Origin of the sequence: Streptomyces sp. CC224B (assembly GCF_030010595.1) — a bacterium.
Lineage (GTDB): Bacteria > Actinomycetota > Actinomycetes > Streptomycetales > Streptomycetaceae > Streptomyces > Streptomyces longispororuber.
The window spans coordinates 39,396-58,881 of record NZ_JASCXL010000038.1 but is presented as its reverse complement, the minus strand read 5'-3'; the positions used below and the strand labels follow the sequence as shown (position 1 = coordinate 58,881).

General features: G+C 74.2%; 19 protein-coding genes. 4 read left to right on the top strand and 15 right to left on the bottom strand.

Going from position 1 to position 19,486, the window contains the following annotated elements; genetic code table 11:
* Positions 1 to 6 precede the first annotated feature (6 nt).
* The 3 genes from QK440_RS17330 (at position 7) to QK440_RS17320 (ending at position 2,961) form a co-directional block, all read left to right on the top strand.
* Positions 7 to 1,092 (top strand): M4 family metallopeptidase, encoded by a 1,086-nt coding sequence (locus tag QK440_RS17330; RefSeq protein WP_282794009.1) that lies wholly within the window; start codon positions 7 to 9, stop codon positions 1,090 to 1,092.
* An 87-nt stretch (positions 1,093 to 1,179) separates the two neighbouring features.
* Entirely contained in the window at positions 1,180 to 1,446 is a 267-nt protein-coding gene (locus tag QK440_RS17325; protein WP_282794008.1) for a protealysin inhibitor emfourin, read from the top strand.
* 165 nt (positions 1,447 to 1,611) lie between these two features.
* On the top strand, positions 1,612 to 2,961 hold the full coding sequence (locus tag QK440_RS17320) for a GH1 family beta-glucosidase (protein WP_282794007.1): 1,350 nt from the start codon (positions 1,612 to 1,614) through the stop codon (positions 2,959 to 2,961).
* Between the two features lie 153 nt (positions 2,962 to 3,114).
* Here the strand turns inward: QK440_RS17320 and QK440_RS17315 are convergent, their stop codons facing one another.
* The gene (locus QK440_RS17315; RefSeq protein WP_282794006.1) at positions 3,115 to 3,756 is read right to left on the bottom strand and encodes a TetR/AcrR family transcriptional regulator; all 642 of its coding nucleotides are present in this window, start codon (positions 3,754 to 3,756) and stop codon (positions 3,115 to 3,117) included.
* A gap of 76 nt (positions 3,757 to 3,832) precedes the next feature.
* Between QK440_RS17315 and QK440_RS17310 the strand changes: the two genes are divergently transcribed.
* Entirely contained in the window at positions 3,833 to 4,666 is an 834-nt protein-coding gene (locus QK440_RS17310; protein WP_282794005.1) for an SGNH/GDSL hydrolase family protein, read from the top strand.
* On the opposite strand, the gene era is transcribed toward QK440_RS17310, so the two are convergent.
* The 14 genes from era to QK440_RS17240 all read right to left on the bottom strand — a co-directional run bounded on the left by era (position 4,548) and on the right by QK440_RS17240 (position 19,425).
* A complete protein-coding gene (gene era, locus QK440_RS17305) occupies positions 4,548 to 5,501 on the bottom strand; it encodes a GTPase Era (protein WP_282794004.1) in 954 nt (317 codons plus the stop codon). The genes QK440_RS17310 and era overlap by 119 nt on opposite strands.
* Before the next feature lie 188 nt (positions 5,502 to 5,689).
* Entirely contained in the window at positions 5,690 to 6,040 is a 351-nt protein-coding gene (locus QK440_RS17300) for a cytidine deaminase (RefSeq protein WP_282794003.1), read from the bottom strand.
* A gap of 73 nt (positions 6,041 to 6,113) precedes the next feature.
* Positions 6,114 to 6,470, bottom strand: a complete 357-nt coding sequence (locus tag QK440_RS17295) for an MmcQ/YjbR family DNA-binding protein (RefSeq protein ID WP_282794002.1) — start codon at positions 6,468 to 6,470, stop codon at positions 6,114 to 6,116.
* Entirely contained in the window at positions 6,467 to 7,783 is a 1,317-nt protein-coding gene (locus QK440_RS17290) for a hemolysin family protein (RefSeq protein WP_282794001.1), read from the bottom strand. Before QK440_RS17290 ends, QK440_RS17295 begins: the two co-directional genes overlap by 4 nt.
* Positions 7,784 to 7,787: 4 nt before the next feature.
* Positions 7,788 to 8,291 carry an rRNA maturation RNase YbeY gene (gene ybeY, locus QK440_RS17285; RefSeq protein WP_282794000.1) on the bottom strand — a complete coding sequence of 168 codons (504 nt, stop codon included), beginning with the start codon at positions 8,289 to 8,291 and terminating at the stop codon, positions 7,788 to 7,790.
* Between the two features lie 12 nt (positions 8,292 to 8,303).
* On the bottom strand, positions 8,304 to 9,356 hold the full coding sequence (locus tag QK440_RS17280) for a PhoH family protein (RefSeq protein ID WP_282793999.1): 1,053 nt from the start codon (positions 9,354 to 9,356) through the stop codon (positions 8,304 to 8,306).
* A gap of 198 nt (positions 9,357 to 9,554) precedes the next feature.
* A complete protein-coding gene (locus tag QK440_RS17275; RefSeq protein WP_282793998.1) occupies positions 9,555 to 10,706 on the bottom strand; it encodes a PfkB family carbohydrate kinase in 1,152 nt (383 codons plus the stop codon).
* Between the two features lie 226 nt (positions 10,707 to 10,932).
* Positions 10,933 to 11,925 (bottom strand): adenosine deaminase, encoded by a 993-nt coding sequence (locus QK440_RS17270; protein ID WP_282793997.1) that lies wholly within the window; start codon positions 11,923 to 11,925, stop codon positions 10,933 to 10,935.
* 76 nt (positions 11,926 to 12,001) lie between these two features.
* Positions 12,002 to 12,910: a ribonuclease Z gene (locus QK440_RS17265; RefSeq protein ID WP_282793996.1), complete on the bottom strand. Its 909-nt coding sequence runs from the start codon at positions 12,908 to 12,910 to the stop codon at positions 12,002 to 12,004.
* Between the two features lie 15 nt (positions 12,911 to 12,925).
* Entirely contained in the window at positions 12,926 to 13,279 is a 354-nt protein-coding gene (locus QK440_RS17260; protein WP_282793995.1) for a histidine triad nucleotide-binding protein, read from the bottom strand.
* 92 nt (positions 13,280 to 13,371) lie between these two features.
* Complete coding sequence (locus QK440_RS17255) at positions 13,372 to 16,683, bottom strand: S41 family peptidase (RefSeq protein WP_282793994.1); 3,312 nt, start codon at positions 16,681 to 16,683, stop codon at positions 13,372 to 13,374.
* Between the two features lie 45 nt (positions 16,684 to 16,728).
* Positions 16,729 to 17,325, bottom strand: a complete 597-nt coding sequence (locus QK440_RS17250) for a hypothetical protein (RefSeq protein WP_282793993.1) — start codon at positions 17,323 to 17,325, stop codon at positions 16,729 to 16,731.
* A 241-nt stretch (positions 17,326 to 17,566) separates the two neighbouring features.
* Positions 17,567 to 18,316 carry a 16S rRNA (uracil(1498)-N(3))-methyltransferase gene (locus tag QK440_RS17245; protein WP_282793992.1) on the bottom strand — a complete coding sequence of 250 codons (750 nt, stop codon included), beginning with the start codon at positions 18,314 to 18,316 and terminating at the stop codon, positions 17,567 to 17,569.
* Complete coding sequence (locus QK440_RS17240) at positions 18,313 to 19,425, bottom strand: nitronate monooxygenase (protein WP_282793991.1); 1,113 nt, start codon at positions 19,423 to 19,425, stop codon at positions 18,313 to 18,315. Before QK440_RS17240 ends, QK440_RS17245 begins: the two co-directional genes overlap by 4 nt.
* Between the last annotated feature and the right edge of the window lie 61 nt (positions 19,426 to 19,486).

Below are 19,486 nucleotides of genomic sequence, written 5' to 3'. Positions count from 1 at the left end.
CCACGCATGACCGCCAACCCAACGGGGAACCCGGAAAGGTTCGAGCCCGTTTTCTGCACCATCGTGCCTCCGTTCGTCCTGGACACCCTCGCCCAGAGCCAGGACCCCGCCCTCGCCGGCCCCGCCCGCCGCACCCTCCAGCGGGACGCCTTCGAGCGCACCCAGCGCCGGCTGACCACCGTCATCGGCGCCCCCTCCGTCCTGGCCCCGCGGGGCACCCCCGCGGGCAAGCCCCACCGCACCGTCCACGACGCGGAGCACCGCACCGACCTCCCCGGCCGCAAGGTCCGCGGCGAGGGCGATGCGGCCGGGACGGACGCGACGGTCAACCGCGCCTACGCCGGCCTCGGCGCGACCTTCGAGCTCTTCCTGACCCACTTCGAACGGAACTCGATCGACGGCTCGGGCCTGCCCCTGAACGCCACCGTCCACTACGACCGGGACTACGGGAACGCCTTCTGGAACGGCGAGCAGATGGTGTTCGGCGACGGCGACAAGGAGATCTTCCTCGACTTCACGATCCCGGTGGACGTCATCGGCCACGAGCTGACCCACGGCGTCGTGCAGTACACCGCGAACCTCACCTACTTCGGCCAGCCCGGCGCCCTGAACGAGTCCATGGCGGACGTCTTCGGCTCACTCATCAAGCAGTACACGCTCGGCCAGACCGCCACCGAGGCGGACTGGCTGATCGGCGCGGGCCTGCTGGCCGAGCGCGTCACGGGCACGGCCCTGCGCTCCATGAAGGCCCCGGGCACCGCGTACGACGACGACGTCCTCGGCAAGGACCCGCAGCCCGCCACCATGGACGACTACGTCCGCACCGGCCGCGACAACGGCGGCGTCCACATCAACTCCGGCATCCCGAACCACGCCTTCTACCTGCTCGCCGAGTCCCTCGGCGGCCACGCCTGGGAGCGGGCCGGGCAGATCTGGTACGCCGTCCTGACCGGCGGCGAGCTGGCCGTGGACGCCTCGTTCGCGGACTTCGCCAAGCTCACGGTCGCGGCGGCCCGCGCGCGGTACGGCGACGGGGAGGAGCTGAAGGCCGTCCAGGACGCGTGGGCGCGGGTGAAGGTGCCCACGAGCTGAGGTCCCGGCCCGGCGGTCCCCGGCCGCCTGGCCGACAGCCGCCGGGGCCGCCTGGCGGGGCCCCGGCGCCTGGAGTACACAGGACCCATGCGTATCCAGGTGAAGCGCACCGGAGGTTTCGGCGGCATCGAGCGGCACGCGGAGGTCGACACGACCGCGCGCCCGGACGCCCAGGAGTGGCACACCCTGGCCGAGCGTGCCCTGGCCACGTGCCGGGGCACGCCCCCGGTCGGCGTGCCCGACGGCTTCAGCTACGAGATCACCGTCGACGGACGCACCGTGTACTGCGCGGACCCGGGCCTGACGGAGGACCAGCGGGAGCTGATCACCCGGGTCCTGAAGGAGGGCTCGTAGCGGCTCGTAACGGCTCCACCGGCTCGGGTCCCGGCGGCACCTTTCGGCTCTTCACTGCTCCTCGCGGCTCCGCGCGGCTCCTTCCGGCCCCTCGTGGCTCGTGGTGGCCGCTTTCCCGCGCACGGGCGTTGACTTCCGCCCGCGGCGGTACGGAAGATCCCGCCCATGGCAGCGAGCCCTCTCCCCCGGTTCCCGCGCGGCTTCCTGTGGGGCGTGTCCACGTCGGCCCACCAGATCGAGGGCGCCGCCGACGAGCGCGGCCCGTCGGTGTGGGACGCCTTCACCGCCCTGCCGGGGAACGTGAAGGACGGCACGACCGCCGCCGTGGCCTGCGACCACGTGCGGCGCTACCGCGAGGACGTGGCGCTGGTCCGCGACCTCGGCGTGGGCGCGTACCGCTTCTCGGTCTCCTGGCCGCGGGTGCTGCCCACCGGCTCGGGCGCCGTCAGCGAGCGGGGCCTGGACTTCTACGACCGGCTCGTCGACGAGCTGTGCGCGGCGGGCGTCCGCCCGGTGCCGACGCTCTTCCACTGGGACACGCCGCTCGCCGTGGAGGAGGCGGGCGGCTGGCCGGCCCGGGCGACGGCGGAGCGGTTCGCGGAGTACGCGGCCGTGGTCGCGGCGCGGCTCGGCGACCGCGTCACCACCTGGCTCACCCTCAACGAGCCCGCCGAGCACACCCTGCTCGGCCACGCCCTCGGCCGGCACGCGCCCGGCAGGCAGCTCCTCTTCGACGCGCTGCCCGCGGCCCACCACCAGCTCCTGGGCCACGGCCTGGCCGTCGCCGCCCTGCGCGCGGCGGGCGCGCCGGAGGTCGGCATCGCCAACTCCCACGGCCCGACCTGGCCCGCCTCCGACGCGCCGGAGGACCACGAGGCCGCCGGCTTCTACGACACCCTCCTGAACCGGCTGTTCGCCGACCCGCTGCTCCTCGGCCGCTACCCCGACGCCGTCCTGGAGCTGCTCGCCGCCCACGTCCCGGACCCGGTGGCGGACCTGAAGGTGATCTCCGCGCCGCTCGACCGGTACGGCGTGAACTTCTACCAGCCGACCAAGGTGGGCGCCCCCGTGGCGCACCCCACCCCGGTGTCCGGCCTCGCCCTACCGCCGCAACTCCCCTTCTCCCTGCGGGAGATCACCGGCTACCCGGTCACGGACTTCGGCTGGCCCGTCGTCCCCGAGGCCCTCACGGAGCTCCTGTTGACCCTGCGCGAGCGCTACGGGGACCGCCTGCCGCCGGTCGTCGTCACGGAGAACGGCTGCTCCTACGAGGAGCTGGACGACCAGGACCGCATCGCCTTCCTGGACGGTCATCTGCGGGCGCTGCACCGGGCGATGGAGCAGGGGGTCGACGTACGCGGCTACTTCGTCTGGTCGCTTCTGGACAACTTCGAGTGGGCGGAGGGGTACGGGCAGCGGTTCGGGCTCGTCCACGTGGACCACGCCACCCAGCACCGCACACCGAGGTCGTCCTACCACTGGCTCCGCGCCGCCTTGACCGAGCAGCACGGCTAAGCCCTCGCGGGGCGCCCCTGACCCGCCCCTTCCCGAAACTGGGGCTCCGCCCCAGACCCCGTCATCGCCCTTCGGCCTCGTCCTCAGTCGCCGGACGGGCTGGAACTACCGAGGGTTTCAGCCCGTCCGGCGACTGTGGCGCCTCCGCGTGGGTCAGGCGCTCAGGGCCGCCGCCACCGAGGCCTCCGCCCGGGCCGGGTCGTCGCCCGCCGCGACGGCGAAGTCGACGAGGACCCCGCGCAGCACCTGCTCCGAGGTGTAACCCCCCATGACGTACCCGCCGCGGGACAGTTGCGCCAGGCCGTGCATGGAGCTGAACAGCTGCCGCACCAGCAGGTCCGCGTCGGCGTCGACGCGGAACCGCCCCGCCCCCGCGCACCGCCGGATGGCGTCCCGCGGCATCCGCAGCATGAAGGCCCCGGTCCGCCGGTCCTCCTCGGTCAGCGTGAACCCGGCGATCGCGGACCCGCCCAGCATCACGGTGTACACCGCGGGCTCGGCCCGGGCGAACTCCTGGTACACCCGGCACAGCCCGGCCAGCTCGACCACGGGGTCGCCGCCCTGCTCCACGGCCAGGGCCCGGGCGTGGAACCGCGCGAAGCCCTCCCGTATGACCTCGCGCACCAGCCCCGGCATGGAGCCGAAGTGCGTGTAGACGGCCATCGTGGACGCGCCCACCGCCTGGACCAGGCGCCGCGCGCTCAGGGCGGCGGGGCCCTGCTCGGCCAGGACGCGCGCGGCCTCGTCGAGGAGGAGGCGGCGTACGTCGGCGGAGGCGCGTTTCCCGGTTGACACGACCGCCAGCATAACGCTGTTATAGAGCCGTCCCCGCATAACACCGTTATGCGTACCGGCCGGGAGAGGAGTCGTCATGTCCGTACGGCGACGACGAGGACGCGCAGGGCGGGCCGTGGGCACACGGCCGCCCCGGCTTCCGGAGGCGGCCGGGCCGCACGCGGGGACGACGGCGCCGCAGCAGGGGTACGGGGGTCCCCCGCTGCGGCTCGCCGTCATCGGTGACTCCCTCGCCGCGGGCGTGGGCGCGGCCACCCACGAGGAGGCGCTGCCCGGCCGCCTGGCCCACACCCTGACGGCGCTGACGGGCCGCCCGGTGTCCTGGCGCGTGACGGCGCGCGCGGGCGCGACCCTGGACGCCGTGCGCCGGGGCCTGCTGCCCGGCCTGACGGACCCGCGGACACGCTGGCGCCCGGACGTGGTCCTGGTGGCCGCGGGCTCGAACGACGCGATGGCCCTGCGGAGGCCGGGCGCGTTCGGGGCGGACGCCCGCCGGCTGGTACGGGACGTCCGCCTGCGCCTGGGGCAGGACGTGCCCGTGGTCTTCGCCGGGCTGCCGCCGCTCATCCGCGTCGCCGCGCTGCCGCGCGCGGCCCGCGGGCCGCTGCACGCGTACGTCGCGCTCCTGGACGGGCGGCTGCGGCACGTCGCCCGCCGGGAGACGGCGGTCTTCCACCTGCCGACCGCCGGGCCGCCCGACGTCCCGGGCGACTGGTTCGCGCCGGACCTGCTGCACCCGTCGGCGGACGGCTACCGGGCCTGGGCCGGGGAGCTGGCGGTGGGCCTGGCGCTCAGAATCCCAGGCGGCGCAGCTGCTTGGGGTCGCGCTGCCAGTCCTTCGCCACCTTCACGTGCAGGTCGAGGAAGACCGGCGTACCGAGGAGCGCCTCGATCTGCTGGCGGGACTTGATGCCCACGTCCTTGAGCCGCTTGCCCTTGGGGCCGATGATGATGCCCTTCTGGCTGGGCCGCTCGATGTAGACGTTGGCGTGGATGTCGAGCAGGGGCTTGTCGGCGGGGCGGCCCTCGCGTGGCAGCATCTCCTCGACGACCACGGCGATGGAGTGCGGCAGCTCGTCCCGCACGCCCTCCAGCGCCGCCTCGCGGATCAGCTCGGCGACCATGACCTGCTCGGGCTCGTCCGTCAGATCGCCCTCGGGGTAGAGCGCGGGCCCCTCGGGCAGCAGCGGCACCAGCAGGTCGGCGAGCAGCTCGACCTGCTTCTCGCCGACGGCGGAGACCGGCACGATCTCCTGCCACTGGATGCCCAGCTCCTTGCCGAGCTGGTCCACGGCGATGAGCTGCTCGGCGAGCGCCTTGCTGTCGACCAGGTCGGTCTTGGTGACGATGGCCACCTTCGGCGTCTTCTTGATCGAGCCCAGTTCCTTGGCGATGAACCGGTCGCCGGGGCCGATCTTCTGGTCCGCGGGCAGACAGAAGCCGATCACGTCCACCTCGGCCCACGTGGCGCGGACCACGTCGTTGAGCCGCTCGCCGAGCAGCGTGCGCGGCTTGTGCAGGCCCGGGGTGTCCACCAGGATCAACTGGGCCTCGGGCCGGTGCACGATGCCGCGCACGGTGTGCCGGGTCGTCTGCGGCCGGTTCGAGGTGATGGCCACCTTCTTGCCGACCAGAGCGTTCGTGAGGGTGGACTTGCCCGCGTTGGGGCGGCCGACGAAGCAGGCGAAGCCCGCCCGGTGGGCGGTCTGCTCGGACGGCTGGGGTGACTGGGTACGCACGCTCATGCCGCCATTCTCCCTGATCTTTTCTGGCGTGGGCGCCTTGGGCTGTGCCTGCGGCTCGGGCTCTCTCCCACCCGCCCGCCCTTTCATCGCGCTCCGCGCTCGTCCTCAAACGCCGGACGGGCTGAAATACGTCGTTCCAGCCCGTCCGGCGTTTGAGGACGAGGCGCGGAGCGCCGATCGACCCGCCGCTACGCCTCCGTGGCGCTCCGTACCGCCCCGTCCGGTCCCGCCAGGAACACCGGTGTCCCGGCGCCGCCCAGGTCCCGGACCGCGGCCAGGTCCGCCTCCGGGAGGGCCTGCGCGGCGGAGACGACCGCCGCCGCCTCCAGGGACTCCGCGCCGGACGCCACCGCCATGGCCACCGCCGTGCGCAGCGCGGACAGCTCCAGCGAGGCGAGGCCAACCGTCCCGGCGACGTACGTGCGCCCGGTCTCGTCCCGTACGGCGGCACCCTCCGGGACGCCGTTGCGGGCCCGCGCCGAACGCGCGAGGGTGACGATCTTCTGGTCCTCGGGGCCGAGGTCGGTGCGCTCAGTCATGGCATGAGCATAAGGAGGAGGCCCGGCCGAAGGCGCACCCGGCCACCCGGTACGGCGCCCAGGCACCCCGAGGTCAGGGCCGGTCCAGGCGCAGCCGCTCGGCGCGGGGCAGGCCCGCCACCACCAGGTCGTAGGAGTCCTCGACGAGCTCGCGGACCAGTTGGTCGGGGAGGTCCGCGTCGGCCGTCACCGTGTTCCAGTGGCGCTTGTTCATGTGCCAGCCGGGCACGATCTCCGGGTGCCGGGCCCGGAGCTGGAGCGCGATCTCCGGTTCGCACTTCAGGTTCACCTTCAGGGGCTTCGCGTCCAGCGCGCTCAGCGCGAACAGCCTGCCCGCCACCTTGAACACCGACGTCTCGGGACCGAACGGGAAGTCCTCCACCGCGTCGTTGAACGACAGGCAGAACTCCCTCAGCTCCTGCGGCGTCATCCCTCGGTCTCCTCCCCCGCCGCGGCCGCCGCCGCGTTCCCCCGCGCGACGGGCTCCACGAGCACCGTCACGATCTTGTTGCGGCGTCCGGCGGCGGCCTCCGCGGTCAGCCGCAGCTCGCGCTCGTCGGGCAGCGTCACCACTGCCTTCGCGCCCGCGATGGGGACCCGCCCGAGCTGCTTGGCGAGCAGGCCGCCGACGGTCTCCACGTCCTCGTCGTCGTACGCCTCCAGGCCGTACAGCTCGCCGAGGTCGCCGATGTCGAGCCGCGCGGTGACGCGGTAGGCGCCACCGCCCAGGTCCTCGACGGGCGGCAGCTCCCGGTCGTACTCATCGGTGATCTCGCCGACGATCTCCTCCAGGATGTCCTCGATGGTGACGATCCCGGCCGTGCCACCGTACTCGTCGATGACGACGGCGACGTGGTTGCGCTCCTGCTGCATCTCGCGCAGCAGGTCGCCCGCGTTCTTCGTGTCGGGGACGAACGCGGCGGGCCGCATGGCCGTCGACACCAGGTCGTTCTCGGCGTCGCGGTTGATGTGCGTCTTGCGGGCCAGGTCCTTGAGGTAGACGATGCCGACCACGTCGTCCTCGCTCTCGCCGGTGACCGGGATGCGCGAGAAGCCGGAGCGCAGGGCGAGCGTCAGGGCCTGGCGGACGGTCTTGTAGCGCTCGATGGAGACCAGGTCGGTGCGCGGGACCATGACCTCCCGTACGAGGGTGTCGCCGAGCTCGAAGACGGAGTGCACCATGCGGCGCTCCTCGTCCTCGATGAGGGACTCCTTCTCGGCCAGGTCGACCATGGCGCGCAGCTCCGCCTCGGAGGCGAACGGGCCGCGCCGGAAGCCCTTGCCGGGCGTGAGCGCGTTGCCGATGAGGATGAGCAGCGGCGGGATCGGGCCCATGATCCGGGCCAGCGGCAGCAGCACGTACGCCGCGGCGGTGGCCGTGTTCAGCGGGTGCTGGCGGCCGATGGTGCGCGGGGAGACGCCGACGGCGACGTAGCTGACGAGGACCATGACGGCGATGGCGACGGCCAGCGCCTCCCAGGTGACGTCGAAGGCCTTCAGGCAGGCGTACGTCACCAGGGCCGCGGCCGCCATCTCGCAGGCGACGCGGACCAGCAGGGCCACGTTCAGGTAGCGGGTGGGGTCGGCGGCGACCTGGGCGAGCTTCGCGCTGCCGCGCCGCCCGGAGCGGACGGCCTCCTCGGCGCGGAAGCTGGAGACGCGGGCGAGGCCCGCCTCGGCGCAGGCGGCGAGCCAGGCCACCACGATCAGGGCGACGGCGCCGGCGATGAGCTGGAGGGACATGGGCTTACGAGACGGTCGGGGCCGGGGAGGGGCCGGTCATGCCCCGCTCGGCGCGCCAGCCGTCGACGATGGCGGCCTGCAGGCCGAACATCTCGGCCTTCTCGTCGGGCTCCTCGTGGTCGTACCCGAGCAGGTGCAGCACGCCGTGCACGGTCAGGAGCTGGAGCTCCTCGTCCATGGAGTGGTTGGTGGGCGCCTGCTCGCCCTGCTTGCGGGCGACCTCGGGGCACAGCACGATGTCGCCGAGGAGCCCCTGCGGGGGCTCCGCGGCGTCGTCGTCCCGGCTCGGCGGGCGCAGCTCGTCCATCGGGAAGGACATCACGTCCGTGGGGCCGGGCAGGTCCATCCACTGGATGTGGAGCTGCTCCATGGCGTCGGCGTCCACGACGATCACCGAGAGCTCGGAGAGCGGGTGGATCCGCATCCGCGCGAGCGCGTAGCGGGCGATGTCGAGGATCGCCTGCTCGTCGACCTCGGTTCCGGACTCGTTGTTGACGTCGATCGACATGCGCTCTGGTGTCTACTTTCCTCTGGGCCGGCCCTTGTGGGAGCCGTTCTCCGTGCCGTTCTCGCTGTCGTACTTCTCGTACGCGTCGACGATACGGCCGACCAGCTTGTGCCGGACGACGTCGTGCGAGGTGAGCCGCGAGAAGTGCACGTCGTCGACGCCGTCCAGGATGTCCTGGACCTGGCGCAGACCGGACTTCGTGCCGTTCGGCAGGTCGATCTGCGTGACGTCGCCCGTGATCACGATCTTCGAGTCGAAGCCGAGCCGGGTGAGGAACATCTTCATCTGCTCGGGGTTCGTGTTCTGCGCCTCGTCCAGGATGATGAACGCGTCGTTCAGCGTCCTGCCGCGCATGTACGCCAGCGGCGCGACCTCGATGGTCCCGGCCGCCATCAGGCGGGGGATCGAGTCGGGGTCGAGCATGTCGTGCAGCGCGTCGTACAGCGGGCGCAGGTACGGGTCGATCTTCTCGTAGAGCGTGCCGGGCAGGAAGCCGAGGCGCTCGCCGGCCTCGACGGCCGGGCGGGTCAGGATGATGCGGTTGACCTGCTTGGACTGGAGGGCCTGGACGGCCTTGGCCATGGCCAGGTAGGTCTTGCCGGTGCCCGCGGGGCCGATGCCGAAGACGATCGTGTGCTTGTCGATCGCGTCGACGTACCGCTTCTGGTTGAGCGTCTTGGGGCGGATCGTGCGGCCGCGCGACGAGAGGATGTTCTGCGTGAGCACCTCGGCGGGGGTCTCGTCCGGTCCCTCGCCGGTCTCGCTCGCTCTGAGCATGGCGATCGAGCGTTCCACTGCGTCCTCCGTCATCGGCTGTCCGGTGCGGAGCACCAGCATCATCTCGTCGAACAGGCGCTGGACGAGGGCCACTTCGCCGGCCTCGCCCACGGCGCTGATCTCATTGCCCCGGACGTGGATGTCGGCCGCCGGGAAGGCCTTCTCGATCACGCGCAGCAGCGTGTCTCCGGAGCCAAGGACGGTCACCATGGGGTGCTTGGCCGGGACCGTGAAGTGGGCTCGCGCCTGTGCCTGCGCAGGGGTGTGAGCTGTGGGTGTGTGAGTCATGGGCCGGCGCTTAAGGCCTGCACGTCCTCCTCGTCGCGGACTCGCCGTTCGGCGTCCTTACGTACTGCCAAGAGTACGACGCGCCGCCGACAACCCCGTAGGACTTTTCCGCCCGGCCGCAAACGCGGCCGGGCGGAGCCGCTCCGGGGACACGGCCGGGGACGCGGCCGGGGAAGCCGCCGGAGACGCGCGGGCGGCTCAGGCGGAGCGCCGGAAGCCGATGGTGGGGACGGCGCGCCGCAGCGGCCAGGGGCGCGCGGCCTCCGGGAGCAGCGCCTGGAGGAAGCCGTAGCGCTCCAGGGCGGCCGGGTCCTGCCGGTCCAGTTGCCGTACGCGCCGCCACCAGGCGCCGATCTCCTCCCAGCCGGGGGCCGAGAGGGAGCCGCCGAACTCCTGCACGGAGAGCGCGGCGGTGAGCCCGGCGAAGGCCAGCCGGTCGGCGAGCGGCCAGCCGGCGAGGGTGCCGGTGACGAAGCCCGCGACGAACACGTCGCCCGCGCCGGTGGGGTCCAGGGCCTCGACCTCGATGGCGGGCACGTCCGCGGTCTCGCCCGTGCGCCGGTCCACCGCGTACGCCCCCTCGGGGCCGAGGGTGACCACGGCGACCGGCACGTGCTCGGTCAGGGCGTGGGCCGCGGCCCGGGGGCAGCGGGTGCCGGTGTACCGCATGGCCTCCTGCGCGTTCGGCAGGAAGGCCTCGCAGTGGCGCAGGTCGGGCAGGCGGGCGAGGTCCCAGAGGCCGGACTCGTCCCAGCCCACGTCGGCGAAGATCGTCGTGCCGCGGCGGGCGGCGGACTCGATCCACGGCGCGCTGCTGCCGGGGACCAGGGAGGCCACGGCGGCCCGCGCGCGGGGCGGGCAGGCGGGGGCGACGCCCTCGGAGGAGTCCGTGTCGGGCGGCGGCTCGTGCCCGTGGCTGACCATGGTCCGCTCGCCCTCGTACGCCATGGAGACCGTGACCGGCGAGTGCCAGCCGGGCACGGTGCGCGAGGAGGACAGGTCGATGCCCTCGCCCTGCTCCAGGGCGTCCCAGCAGTACTCCCCGTAGTGGTCGTCGCCGAAGGCGGCGGCGAGGGAGGTGCGCAGCCCGAGGCGGGCGAGCGCGGTCGCCATGTTGGCGACGCCGCCGGGGCTCGACCCCATGCCCCGCGCCCAGGACTCGGTGCCGCGCACCGGCGCCGAGTCGAGCCCGGTGAAGATGATGTCGAGGAAGACGGTGCCGGTCAGATACACGTCGCAGGGCGGATCGCCCGCGCGCCGGGCCGACTTGAGCGGATCGACGACCGGCTCGTGGTCCGCGGCTCCCGGTGCGGCGGCTGTCTTGAGTGGTACGGCAGGTGGTACGGCCATGAGGGCAACGTAACCGAAGCCTCCGACAGGCCGCCCCCGCTCCCAGCGCGACACGACCGCGCTCCCAGCGCGGCCCGACCGGGGTCGCCGGGGCGGGGCCTGCGCGCCGCACGGCCGCCGCGCAGGCCGCCCCCGTCGGGGCGGTGTCCACGCGGTGGGCGCCCGCGGAGACGCCGTCCGTATCAGGCTCCGTATCAGGCGGGGCGCGTACGGCTGGTGCAGGCCGTCACGGGAACGTGTAGGCGTCCACCTCGGCCAGGTACGCGGCCCGCAGGGCCTCGTCGTCGTCCAGGAACGCCGCCTCGAAGGAGTTCCGCGCCAGCTCCCGCAGCCGCTCCTCCCCCAGGCCCAGCGCCCGGCGCACCGCCGCGAAGTTGTCCTCGACGTACCCGCCGAAGTACGCGGGGTCGTCGGAGTTGACGGTGCACAGCAGCCCCGCGTCCATCATCCGCGGCAGCGGGTGCTCCTCCAGGACGTCCACGGCGCGCAGCCGGACGTTGGACAGCGGGCACAGCGTCAGCGGGACGCGGTCGCGGACGAGCCGGGCCACCAGGCCGGGGTCCTCCACGCACCGCAGCCCGTGGTCGACGCGCTCGACGCCCAGGACGTCCAGGGCCTCGCGGACGTAGTCGGCGGGCCCCTCCTCGCCCGCGTGGGCGACCCGGCGCAGGCCGAGGGCGGCGGCCGCCTCGTACACGGCGGCGAACTTGCGCGGCGGGTGGCCGACTTCCGCCGAGTCGAGGCCGACGCCGGTGATGCGGTGGAGGTGCGGCTTGGCGGCCTCCAGCGTCTCCAGGGCCGACTCGGCGGACTGGTCGCGCAGGAAGCACATGATGAGGCGGGTGGTGACGCCGTGGCGCTCGCGGGCGCCGTCGAGCGCCCTGCCGAGGCCTTCGACGACGGTGCCGATGTCCACCCCGCGCGCGGTGTGGGCCTGGGGGTCGAAGAAGATCTCGGCGTGGCGCACGCCCTGGGCCGCGGCCCGGGCCAGGTACGCGTCGGCGAGCTCCTCGAAGTCGGCCTCCGTGCGCAGCACGGCCATGAGGCCGTAGTACAGGTCGAGGAAGGACTGGAGGTCCTGGAAGCGGTAGGCCTCGCGCAGGGCGTCGGTGTCGGCGTACGGGAGGGTGACGCCGTTGCGGGCGGCGAGGGCGAAGGCGAGTTCGGGCTCCAGGGTGCCTTCGATGTGCAGGTGCAGTTCGGCCTTGGGGAGGGGCATGTGGTGCTTTTCTCTTCGTGGAGCTTCAGGGAGCTTGGGAGCTTCCGGAAGTTTCCGGGAGCTCCGGGGCGGTGGGTCAGGGGCTGCGCTTGGGCACGGGGACGCGCATCAGGTCGCGCGCCACCGTCAGCTCGCCCGTGAAGCCGGCGGCGCGCGCCTGCCGCGCGAAGGCGTCGGGATCGGCGTAGCGCTGGCTGAAGTGGGTGAGGACGAGGTGGCGCACGCCCGCGTCCCGGGCCACCCCGGCGGCCTGCCCGGCGGTCAGGTGGCCGTGGTCGGCGGCGAGCCCGCCGTCCTCGTCGAGGAACGTGGACTCGATGACGAGCATGTCGCAGCCCTCGGCCAGCGCGTGCACGCCGTCGCACAGGCGGGTGTCCATCACGAAGGCGAAGCGCTGGCCGCGCCGCACCTCGCTCACCTCGTCGAGCGTGACCCCGCGCAGGCTGCCCTCGCGTTGCAGCACGCCGACGTCGGGCCCGGCGATGCCGCGCTCGGCGAGGAGCCGGGGCAGCATGCGCCGCCCGTCGGGCTCGACGAGGCGGTAGCCGTAGGACTCCACGGGGTGGGAGAGCTTCGCCGCCTCCAGGCGGTACGACGGCGTGCTGGCCAGGACGCCGTCGGCGGCCACCGGGACCTGGCCGAGCCGGACCGTCTCGCGGTAGGCGGTCGCGTACCGCAGGCGGTCGAAGAAGTGCTCGCCGGAGGCCGGGTAGTGGGCGGTCACGGGGTGCGGCACGCGGTCCAGGTTGATGCGCTGGATGACACCCGCGAGGCCGAGGGAGTGGTCCCCGTGGAAGTGCGTGACGCAGATGCGGTGCAGGTCGTGCGCGGCGACGGAGGCACGCAGCATCTGCCGCTGCGTGCCCTCGCCGGGGTCGAACAGGATGCCCTCGCCGTCCCACAGCAGGACGTACCCGTTGTGGTTGCGGTGCCGGGTCGGCACCTGGCTCGCGGTGCCGAGCACCACCAGTTCACGTACGGACACGGTGGCTCGTGGCAGCTATCCGGGCGGCCACTGGAGGCCGCGGCCGCCCAGGACGTGCGCGTGCGTGTGGAACACGGTCTGCCCGGCGCCGGCGCCGGTGTTGAAGACGATGCGGTAGCTGTCCGCGCCCTCCTCGGCGGCGACCTCGCCCGCCTCGCGCAGCACGTCCGCGGCGGCGGCCGGGTCACCGGCGGCGAGGGCCGCGGCGTCGGCGTAGTGCGCCTTGGGGATCACCAGGACGTGCGTCGGCGCCTGGGGGTTGATGTCCCGGAAGGCGAGGGTGGTCTCCGTCTCGCGCACGATCGTCGCCGGGACCTCCTTCGCGACAATCTTGCAGAACAAGCAGTCGTCCTGCGGTTCGCCCGCCATGCTCCAGCCTCCTGATCATGTTTGCGTACGTCGGCATGCTATCCGCCCGTTCCTGACCGCCGGGGCGGTATCGCTCAGGGCGGCGGTAGCGCTCAGGGCAGCGGCGGGGCCGTGCGGGCCGGGTTCTCGGCGAGCGCGGCGAGCGCGATCCGGACGGCCTCGTCGAGCTGCGGGTCCCGTCCGGCCGCGTGGTCGTCGGGGGTCATGACGACCTCGACGTCCGGCTCGACGCCGTAGTTCTCCACGCCCCACTCGAAACCCTCCAGCCAGAAGGCGTACTTGGGCTGGGTGACGAGCGTGCCGTCGACCAGGCGGTAGCGGCTGTCGATGCCGACGACACCGCCCCAGGTGCGGGTGCCGACGACGGGGCCGATACCGAGGGCCTTGATGGCCGCGTTGACGATGTCGCCGTCGGAGCCGGAGAACTCGTTGGCGACGGCGACGACGGGCCCGCGCGGGGCGTCCCCGGGGTAGCTGTTGGGGCCAGAGCCGCGCGGCAGGTCCCAGCCGACGATGCGCCGGGCCAGCTTCTCCACGACGAGCTGCGAGGTGTGCCCGCCGCGGTTCTCCCGGACGTCCACGACCAGGCCCTCGCGGGCGACCTCGATCCGCAGGTCGCGGTGGATCTGCGCCCAGCCGGGGGCCTGCATGTCGGGCACGTGGAGGTAGCCGAGGCGGCCACCGGAGCGCTCGTGGACGTAGGCGCGGCGGTCGGCGACCCACGCGTGGTAGCGCAGCGGCTCCTCGTCGTCCACGGGGACCACCACCGCGTGCCGGGGGTCGCCGCCGCCCGCCGGGGACACGGTCAGCTCCACGGGCTTGCCCGCGGTGCCGACGAGCAGCGGGCCCGGCCCGGTCACGGGGTCGACGGGGCGCCCGCCCACGGCGAGGATCGCGTCGCCCGCGCGCACGGCGACACCGGGCGCGGCGAGCGGGGACAGGGCCGCCGGGTCGGAGGTCTCGGAGGGCAGCACGCGCTCCACCCGCCACAGGCCGTCCGCGCCGCGCGCGAGGTCCGCGCCGAGCAGGCCCTGGCGGCTGCCGCGGGCGCCGCGCGGCACCACGTAGGCGTGCGAGGTGCCCAGTTCGCCCTGGACCTCCCAGAGCAGGTCGACGAGGTCGTCGTGGGTGGCGACGCGGTCCAGGACCGGCCGGTAGCGCTCCAGGACGCCGTCCCAGTCGACGCCGCCCATGTCGGGCCGCCAGAAGTTGTCCCGCATCAGCCGGCCCGCCTCGGCGTACATCTGCCGCCACTCGGCGGCCGGGTCGACGTCCTGGCGGACCCGGCCGAGGTCGACGGTGATGTTCGTGTCGCTGTCCTCGTCGCCGGAGGCGCGCCGGTCGCTGGGCACCACCTTGAACTTGCCGTCGGCCCACAGCAGGACGCGCTTGCCGTCGCCGGTGACCGCGAAGTGGTCGGCGTCGCCGCTGAGTTCCTCCACGCGGCGCTGGCCGAAGTCGTAGCGCTCCAGGGCCGAGCACGGCTCGGGCCGCGAGGGGGTGGCGCGGGAGGCGCCGAGCACGCCGCGCACCGGGTGGCGCAGCCACAGCAGGCCGTCCTTGGCGGCCCGCAGCGTGCTGTAGCGGGCGGCCTCGACGGGGAACGGCACGACGCGCTCGGGGAGCCCGTCGAGGTCGATGCGGGTGACCGGGGAGCCCTCGCTGTCGGGGGTCTCGGCGTGCGGCCCGTCGGAGGAGTCGAAGGCGCGGCCGTGGCGCTGGGGCCCGAACGGCGAGGGCGTCGTGGCCGCGAGGGTGAGCAGGTGCGGCCGGGCGCCGCCGACGAAGGCGAGGTCGAAGACGTGGTCGTCGTAGACGGGGTCGAAGGCGCGCGCGGACAGGAAGGCCAGGTGCTTGCCGTCGAGCGTGAACGCCGGGCTGTAGTCGCGGAAGCGGAGCTGGGTGGCCTCCGACACCGACAGGTCGCCGGTGTTGGCGAGCTTGAGCTGGCGCAGCGGGCGCGGCCCGGGGTGGGACCAGGCGAGCCACGCGGAGTCCGGCGAGAACACCAGGCCGGTGGCGTCGCCGTGTTCGGCCCGGTCGACCTCGCGGACCTCGCCGCTCTCGCGCTCCACGAGCAGCACCCGGCCGTCGTGGGAGGCGACGGCGGCGCGGCTGCCGTCGGGCGCCACGGCGAGCGCGAGGACGCGGCCGAGCTGCCCGGCGGCGAGGCGGCGCGGGGTGGCGCCGGGGGCAAGGCCGGTGGCGGGCGCGAACTCCAGGGCGTCGTCGCCCTCGGCGTCCGTCACCCACACCACGTGCTCCTCGCCGTCCACGCGGAACGTGCGCGGGAGCCGGGCCCGTACGCCGGGCGCGGCGGCGAGCGCGCGGGCGGGCCCCTCGCGGTGGGTGACCCAGTGCACGGCGCCGCGCACCGAGACGGCGCTGCCGCGGCCGGTGTGGTCGGGCGCGGCGGCCCCGAACCAGCGGGCGGCGTTGACGGGGCGCGGCTGGAGGTCGGCGCGCTGGCCGCCGAGCCGTATGCCGAGGCGGCGCGGCGCGGCGTCCGCCAAGTCGTCCAGGAGCCACAGCTCACCGGCGCAGGCGTACGCGACCCGGGTGCCGTCGGTGGCGGCGTGCCGGGCGTAGAAGCCTTCGAGCGGGGTGTGGCGGCGCAGGTCCGTGCCGTCGGGCAGGGAGGAGTAGAGCGCGCCGACGCCCTCGTGGTCGGAGAGGAAGGCGACGCGGCCGCCGACCCACAAGGGGTACTCGATGTTGCCGTCCAGGCCGGCGTGGAGGCGGACGAAGCGGTGGCCGTCGGCGGGGTCCGTGCCGTCCTGCGCGCCGGGGTCCGTGCCGGGCTCGGGCTTCCTCGCGCCGGGTTCGGGCTGCTTGCCGGGGGCGGGCTCCGTACCGGGTTCGGGCTGTGTGCCGGGGGCCGTGCCGATCCACAGCTTGCCCGCGGTGCCGCCGCGGTACCGCTTCCACCAGGCGGCCTCGCGGCCCATCGGCGCGGACAGCAGCAGGACCTGGCCGTCGGGGCCGTGGGCGACGCCGCCGACGACGCCGTACGGGAGCCTCTCGGCGGGCCCGCCGTCGAGCGGGACGGCGTGCGCCCAGGTGCGGCGGAAGGAGGCCTGGCCGTGGGCGCCGACCACGAGGACCCGCCCGTCGGGTGTCCAGCCGCGGACGGACGTCATGGAGCCGCCCCAGTACGTCAGGCGTCTGGAGGGGCCGCCGTCGACGGGCGCGACGTGCACCTCGGGCGCCCCGTCGCGGGTCGACGTCCACGCGACGGTGGTGCCGTCGGGGGAGATCCGCGGGTGGCTGACGGGCGTGTCGTCGGCGCTGACCCGCCAGGCGCGACCGCCGTCGAGAGGCGCGACCCAGACGTCGTCCTCGGCGGTGAAGGCGATCAACTCGCCGTGCGGGTGCGGAAACCGGAGGTAGGCAGGCTGTGTCACACCGTCAGCCTAAGCAGGCGGAGGCGCCCGGGGCACCGCTTTGGATCACTTGCCCGGATAGCAGTCGCACGTGGGGTCCGGCCGCTCGGTCACGGTGACGGTGGCGGTGGGCGCGGGCTCCTCCGGCTCCTCCGGGTCGGGGTCGGGGTCGTGGGTGACGGGCGGGTCGTCATGGCCGTCGTCCCCGTTGTCCCCGTTGCCGTGGTCGCCGTTGCCGTGGTCGCCGTCGCCGTGGTCGCCGTCGTTGCCGCCGCCGCCCGCGCAGTTGCCGAGCACGTCGGCGCGGAACCACTCCTTCCCCTCGACGCGCGCGACCAGGTTCCCGCGGACGCAGCGCCCGTTGACGACCTCGGTGACGCGGCCCTTGACGGTGATGTCCTGCTCGCCGTCGTCGCCCTTGGACTTGCCCTGGCAGTCGACCTCCGCCTCGCGCGGCTCGTCCTTCGCGGTGCGGTCGTCGGCGCCGTCCCCCTTGTTCACGAACGACGCCGTGCAGTTGAGCCAGGCCACGTCGAGGTGCTGCCGCTCCAGTTCGGCGGTGCCCGTCTTGTCGGTGGTGACGGCGATGGCGGAGGTGCTCATGTCGCCCTCGACGGGGTCGCAGGCCACCAGGGCGAGCCCGGCGGCCCCCGCGGCGGCCACGGCCGCCAGGGCGCGCCGTCTCGCCGACCGGCCCGCCACACGCGGGAGTTGGCCCGTTCGCGGTAACCGCCTCACAGCCCCCATGAGCGGCAGGGTGCCACCGGTAAGGGCGCCGCGGTAGACCGCTTGCGGCCATCTGTCCAGCGGGCCCCGGCGCACGGGGGCGCGGGGCGCCGGATACGGGGCGCGGGGCGCTGTCCGAGCGCCCCGGTCCCCGGCCCGGCGCCCCCGCCGGGCGCCGTCAGGACCAGCGGCCCGTGCGGCCGAGGAGCAGGGCGGTGGCCGCGGTGCCCGCGGTCGACGTACGCAGGATGCTGCGGCCGAGGCGGTACGGCCGGGCGCCCGCCTCGGCGAACACCTTCAGCTCCTCGGGGGACACGCCGCCCTCCGGGCCCACGACGAGCACGATGTGCCCGGAAGCGGGCAGCTCCGCCGTGGCCAGCGGCTCGCTGCCCTCCTCGTGCAGGACGCCCGCGAAGTCGGCGTCCGCGAGCAGCGCGGCGACCTGCTTGGTGGTGGCGGGCTCGGCGACCTCGGGGAAGCGGACCCGGCGCGACTGCTTGCCCGCCTCGCGGGCCGTCGCCCGCCACTTGCCGAGCGCCTTCAGGCCGCGCTCGCCCTTCCACTGCGTGATGCAGCGGGCGGCGGCCCACGGCACGACCGCGTCCACGCCGGTCTCCGTCATGGTCTCCACGGCGAGTTCCCCGCGGTCCCCCTTGGGCAGGGCCTGGACGACGGTGATCCGCGGGCTCTGCGGTTCCTCTTCCCGTACGCCGTCGCCGTCGAGGGCGACGAGCAGCCGGTCCTTGCCCTCGGTGCCGGCGACCGTGCCGTGCGCCCAGCTCCCGGCGCCGTCGGTGAGCACGACGTCCTCACCGGCGCGCAGCCGCTTCACGGACACCGCGTGGCGCCCCTCGGGGCCTTCGAGTACGTACGTACGTCCCGGCGCGGCGCCCGCGAAGCCGTCGACGACGAACACCGGCGCCGTCATGCCGCACCGTCCGCACCGCGCCCGGCCTCGTCGGGCCCGGCCGGGGCGGACCCCGCCGGGGCGGACCGCGCCGCGTCGAGCTCGGCCACGAGCACCTCCACCAGCTCGGCCGCGGGCAGCTCCCGCGCAAGGCGGTGGCCCTGGCCCGCCCACAGCGCCATGGCCTGCGGGTCGCCGGCCTTGGCCGCCGCCTTGCGCAGGCCGGCCGTCAGGTAGTGGACCTGCGGGTAGGCGGCGGGCGCGTACGGGCCGTGCTCGCGCAGGAAGCGGTTGACGAGGCCGCGCGCGGGGCGGCCCGAGAAGGCGCGGGTCAGCTCCGTGCGGACGAACCGCGGGTCGGTCATGGCCTGCTTGTGCAGGGCGTGCGCGCCGGACTCCGGGGTGACCAGGAACGCCGTGCCGAGCTGCGCGAGGTCCGCGCCCGCGGCGAGCACCGCGGCGATCTGCGCGCCCCGCATCAGGCCGCCGGTGGCGATCAGGGGCAGCCGTACGGCCTCCCTCACCTGCGTGAGCAGGCTCAGCAGGCCGATCCCGGCCCGGTCCGTCTCCGGGTTGTCCCGGTGCGTGCCCTGGTGGCCGCCCGCCTCGACGCCCTGTACGCACACGGCGTCGGCGCCGGCGTCCTGCGCGGCGAGCGCCTCCTCGGGCGTGGTGACCGTGACGACGGTCGTGGTGCCGACCCGGGCGAGGGCCTGCAGTTCCTTGCGCGTCGGGCAGCCGAACGTGAACGACACCAGGGGCACCGGGTCGTCGCGCAGGATCGCCAGCTTGGCCTCGTAGCCGTCGTCGCGCTTGACGTCGGTGTCGCCGAGCTCGGTCTCGTACCAGGTGGCCTCGCCGGCGAGCTGGTTGCGGTACACCTCGACGGCGGCCGGGTCGGCGTACTCCGGCTGCGGCATGAAGAGATTCACCCCGAAGGGGCGCGACGTCAGGCTTCTGACCTGCTTGATCTCCTGGTACATCCCGTCGGCGGTCTTGTACCCGGCCGCGAGCGAACCGAGCCCCCCGGCCTCGCTGACGGCCGCCGCGAGCCGCGGTGTCGAGGCGCCGCCCGCCATCGGGGCCTGCACGATCGGGTGGCGACAGAGGGCTTGGGGTGGGGAGGGCATGGGAGGCATCGTGCCACGTCTGGCGGGGGCGCCTTGTGCGGGGTACTTCCCTGCCGCTGCC